Genomic DNA, 5,033 nt, shown 5'->3' with positions numbered 1-5,033 from the left:
GTGCTGCCCGGCGGGGCGCCGGGCAGCACACCGGCGCTCGGCGGACCCGCCGCAGCGGCGCTCGACCTCCCCGCGTGGGCGGGCGGGCCCGCCCCGGCCCTCGCGGGGTTCGTCCCCTGGCCCTACGGCCAGACCGTCGCGGTGATCACGGGCGCGGCCACCGGCGGCACCCCGGCCACCACCGGCTGGACCCGCCCCGTCGACGGCCACCACCCCGTCTCCGCCGAGTACGGCACCCCCGGCAGCTGGCAGGCCGGCTACCACACCGGTGTCGACTTCGCGCTGCCCGAGGGCGAACCCGTCCGCTCCGTCGGGCCGGGCACCGTCGTCGTCGCGGGCGACTCCGGCGACTACGGCGAGACCGTCGTGGTGCGCATGGAGGACGGCCACCACATCCTGTACGCCCACCTGTCGGCCGTCGCCGTCGCGGTCGGCGACACCGTGAGGGGCGGCCAGGAGATCGGGAAGTCCGGCAACACCGGCCGCTCCACCGGCCCGCACCTCCACTTCGAGGTCCGCCAGGGCCGCGAGTACGGCACCGACGTCGACCCGATCGCGTACCTGCGGAGCCACGGCGTCGACATCTGACCCGACGGTCCGGGCAGTTGCGGTGACCGGCGGCGAGCGGGAGAACCCCGACCGTCGCGGTGCGGCACCACTCATGTCATGACGGTGTCACAGAGCGGCGCCACCCGGTTGCGGCGCCGTCCGGCGCCGATGTACATCTGGAGTGGTACACGGGGCGCGCACCGGGGGAGACGGCCCCGCGTCCCGATCGAGGAGGGGAACGGGGACTCATGAGCATGAAGTTCGACATGGGTGCGGACACGCTGACCACCCTGCAGAACAGCACCAGCGGCTCGCTGGACGAGATGCACGCGATGCTGATGCAGCTTCGCGACGCGGCGGAGCCCCTGGCGAGCAAGTTCAACGGCGCCGGCAAAGAAGCGTTCGCCCGGTTCAAGAGCGAGACGGACGTGATCGCCGCTGCGCTCCAGCACGCGATGTCGCGGATCAACGAAGGTCAGGCCGGCATGAATGCCGCTTTCGCGGACGGCGACTCGGGATTCAAGGACAACGCGGATCGCGCCATGGGAAGCCAGAACTTCAACGCCGCCCGCTTCTGAGCGGTCGACCACCACAGCACACGGGGAGCAGAGTTGAGCGACTACAGGCTTGCGTACGACACCGCCGCCTCCGGAGATACCGCCGAGAACCTCATGCGCATCATGCGAACCCTTGAGGCGCTGGTCACCGATCACAGCGGCGCCGTCGCGCAGGCGCTCAGCGACTTCGACGCCACGGGCGTCTCCGAGGAGTACGCCGCGGTCGAGTGGAAGTGGGAGGAGACTGCGACCAGCGTCAGGACCGTCATCAGCGAACTTGCCCGGGTGCTGGAGGAGAACGACATCACCGCGCTGAACACGTCCCGCGCCGCCGGCGCCGCGGTGGCCGCCATCCGTTCCTGACGCCTCCGCATCGCCGCACCCATGTCGCCGTACCGGCCACCGCCGGTGCGGCGACCACCGCGTCACGGCGGGAGCACCGGCCCGAGCGGCCCGGCACCCGCCGTCAGGAACCGCGGGACCGCCCGGTGGCGGTCACGGCGGGAGAGAAATGGCCAGAGACTACGACAGCCAACTGCTCGAATCCGTCGCCGTGCGCCGGCGACGGCTCCGCGACGCCCTGGTCTTCGGACCCGGCCGCACCCGCCGTGAGGCGGACGAGAACACCGGGAAGATCCTGGGCGGCATCGCGCTGGCCGCGGTGCTGTGCGCGGGCTGCCTGGGGTGGTCCTTCGTCTCGGACCGCTTCCTCGGCGAGAACCGCGGCCGCGGACTGATGTCGTCCGAGCCGGCCGCGGCCGTCGACCACGCGACGGCCACCGATCCCACCGGCGCGGCCGACCCGGCGACGGAGGGCGGGCGATGAGCGTCGAAGCATGGGGCTACACCTCGGTCGACCGCCGCGTCACCGTCATCGGGGCGCACCGTCGGGCCGACCTCTCGCTCTCCGCCGAGGTCCCGGTCGGTCTGATGCTGCCGGAGGTGCTGCGCGTCCTCGGCGAGCAGCCCGGCGACCACCCCACCGCACGCCGGCTGGTCACCGCCGCAGGCAGGGAGATACCGCTCGGGGCGTCGCTCTCCTTCGCCGCGGTCCTCGACGGCGCCGTGCTCCGCCTCGTCCGCGAGGAGGAACTCCCCGCCGCACCCGTCGTCCACGACGTGGCCGACACCACGGCCGACGACCTCACCCACCGCGGCCTCAGCTGGGGCCCGACAGCCCGCGCGTGGACCGCCGGCACCGCCACCGCGGCGCTCTCGCTCGCCGCCGCCCACCTCGCCGTGGTCACCCACGGCACCGCCACGGCGGCGCCGTGGGTCGGCGTGGCGCTGCTGCTGACGACGGCCGCCGCCGTTGCCGCGCTGCTCACCGACCGCCGCGACGCGGGCACGGCCGCCGCCGTCTCCTCCGGGGCGCTCGGGGTGCTGCTCGCCGCGCACCTCGCCGTCCACCACCAGTGGCAGACCCCGCTCGCCCTCGCCGCGCTGTTGGCGCCGCCGGTGTTCGTCCTCGTCCTCCTCGGTCTGCTGACGCCGCTGCGGAGGGGCGCCCACATCGGCGCCGCCGCGCTGGCGGCGACGGGCGGGCTGTGGCTGGCGGTCGGTGCGTTCACCGGTTTCGACACCGCCGGCGACCGGGCCCGCCTGGGTGCCGTCGCGGCGGTAGCGGCGGTCTTCGCCCTGGGCGTGCTGCCCCGCCTGGCCATCACCGCCGCCGGGCTCACCGGGCTCGACGACCGGCACGCCGGAGGCCGACCCGCTGCCCGCGCCGAGGTCGGCCGGGCCCTCGACGCCTCCCACCACGGCCTCACGGCGGCGAGCGTCGTCACAGCGGCGTCCGCCGCGGGCGGCGCGGTGCTCGCCGTGGGGGAGTGGTCCCCGTGGAGCGCGGCGCTCGCCGCGCTCGTCGCGGTGGTGCTGCTCTCCCGCGCCAGACTGTTCCCGATGACCGTGAGCGTCATGGCGCTCGCCGCCGCGGGGACGCTGGTACTGGTCCGCCTCGTCCTCGGCTGGTCCGCCTCGGCGGGTGGCGATCCCTGGCCCGCGCTGGCGCTGGCGGGCCTCGCCGCCGCCGCGTTGGCGCTGCTCGCCGCCCGTCCCGCCGAGCACGTCCGGGTACGGGGCCGACGGCTCGCCGGCATGGCGGAGTCCGTCGCGGTGGTGGCCGTGCTCCCGGTGGCTGTGGGAGTGTTCGGGGTGTACGGCCGCCTGCTCGACACCTTCTGACGGCCCGGTCCCGGGGGCCTCCGCCCGGCCCCGCCGGCCGAGCCGGACGGGCCCTCGTGCCGCGGGTGAGCCGGTGCCCCGGCCCGCCTGACCACTGCGGCGGCGGCCCCGCCGGCCGGCCACGGATCGGCCCGCCTGATCACAGAGACGACCCGTCCGGCGCCGACCGGACCGCGACCGAGGAGAGCCCGCCGTGACGGGGGAGAACTGGCAGCGCGAGGTGCTGCGCCGTACCGGGGAACCCGGCGACGACGACTCGGGGCAGGCCCCCGACGGCAGCGGCACACACCCGGCGGACGCGGGTCCGGACCCGGGCCCGGAACGGGCCCCGAGTACGTCGGGACGCGGCGCCGGTCCCGGCGCCGGGCGGGCGGCCGATCCACGTCACACGGCCCGGCCCCGTTCCGCCGACGGGAACCGCGAGGAGAGCAGCGGCGGGCGCGGCGCGGGGACCGCCACCGGGGGCGAGGCACCGCCGCAGCGCCCCGTGGGACACCGGCCCGATCCCCGCACCGGCGGCCCGCAGTTCAGCGGCCCCCCGCCCGCCGGTCGGCAGCGGCAGACCGGGGACCGCACGCCGACCACGCCCCCGGCCGACCCGCGGGCAGCAGACCCGCGCACCGCCCACCCGCGCACCGGCGACCCGCACGCCGACGGGCCCCGGGCCGGCGACCCGCGCACCGCTGACCCGCGCGGCGGGAAGTCGCGTCCCGTCGACCCGCGACGCGGGCCCGGGGATGCCCCGGTCGGCGACCCGCCCTCCGGGCCGGAGCCCGTCGAGCGGCCGGCCGCCGCCGAGCCCCCCGCCCCACCGCACTACGCCATGCCCCTGGGCATCGCCCTCCCCCCGGCCTCGACCGCGCCGCCCGCGTCCTCCCCGCCGGTGGAGCCGCCGAACGCTTCCGCCGGCGCCCCTCCCACCGGGTCGGCCACGCCCGACGCGCCCACCGCCCCCGACGCGCCCACCGCCGCCGGAGGCGCCGGAGCGGTCAGCGGGCAACACCACCGCCAGCAGCCGGACGACGCGTCCGGCCGAGAGCCGTCCGACGCCGACCAGCGCCCCCACCGGGAGGCCGTACGCCCCGCACCCGCGGAGCCCGTCGACACCGACGACCCCCTCGCCTCGGAGTCCCCGGCGACGTCCGACCCCGCGGCCCCCGCGGCCCCCGCGGACCCCGCCGACCCCGCCGACCCCCGGGCCGGCGTCACCATGACGCTCCGTCGCGCCGACATGCCCGGCGCGCCCGAGTCACCGGCCCGGCCGGCCGCCCGGGGCCACGCACTCACCGGCGACTCCACCGCCCGGCGACCCGCGACAACCGCCCGCCCCGTGCCCGCCCTACCGCCCATCCCCGGTGTCCCGGCCACCCCCGGGACCAGCGACACGCCGGCCGAGCGGTGGCCCGATGCGGGGCCGGGCACCGCCCAGCCCTCCGGCCCCGGCGTCTCGGGGCGCTTCGCCGCCGCACACCCCGTCCCCGCAGCGATGGCGGAGTCCGCGTCCGACCGCCCGGCCCCTCCGCCCGCCGGACCACCGGCCACCGCGAGCCCGCCCGCGCCCACCGACCGCCCGGCCCCTGCCGCCGCGTACCCGGCGCCCGCCGGTTACCCGCCGGCCGAGCTCGACGCCGCCACCCGGGTCGGGCAGTCGCCGGCCGAACACGCCCCCGCCGGTGCCGGTGTCGATGCCGGTGTCGGTGACAGCGTCGGTACCGGGGACGGGGGCGACGATGCGCAGCAGGA

At 77.4% G+C, this 5,033-nt stretch carries 5 protein-coding genes and 1 pseudogene; all 6 read left to right on the top strand.

Features of this window, described 5'->3' with window-relative positions; translation table 11 throughout:
• Positions 1-588: M23 family metallopeptidase (locus tag HCN56_RS23435; protein WP_167974327.1), on the top strand; the 588-nt coding region annotated here is incomplete at its 5' end.
• A gap of 209 nt (positions 589-797) precedes the next feature.
• The gene (locus HCN56_RS23430) at positions 798-1,127 is read left to right on the top strand and encodes a hypothetical protein (protein ID WP_312871402.1); all 330 of its coding nucleotides are present in this window, start codon (positions 798-800) and stop codon (positions 1,125-1,127) included.
• 33 nt (positions 1,128-1,160) lie between these two features.
• A complete protein-coding gene (locus HCN56_RS23425) occupies positions 1,161-1,469 on the top strand; it encodes a hypothetical protein (protein WP_167974325.1) in 309 nt (102 codons plus the stop codon).
• Positions 1,470-1,617: 148 nt separating this feature from the next.
• Positions 1,618-1,932 (top strand): hypothetical protein, encoded by a 315-nt coding sequence (locus HCN56_RS23420; protein WP_167974323.1) that lies wholly within the window; start codon positions 1,618-1,620, stop codon positions 1,930-1,932.
• Positions 1,929-3,290, top strand: a complete 1,362-nt coding sequence (gene eccD, locus HCN56_RS23415) for a type VII secretion integral membrane protein EccD (protein ID WP_167974321.1) — start codon at positions 1,929-1,931, stop codon at positions 3,288-3,290. The genes HCN56_RS23420 and eccD overlap by 4 nt, the downstream gene beginning before the upstream one ends.
• Positions 3,291-3,483: 193 nt before the next feature.
• Positions 3,484-5,033: pseudogene (locus HCN56_RS27080) on the top strand (hypothetical protein); the annotation flags it as partial.

Source organism: Streptomyces lonarensis (assembly GCF_012033735.1).
GTDB lineage: Bacteria > Actinomycetota > Actinomycetes > Streptomycetales > Streptomycetaceae > Streptomyces > Streptomyces lonarensis.
The sequence above is the reverse complement of the archived record's forward strand: the minus strand, read 5'-3'. Positions and strand labels throughout refer to the sequence as shown.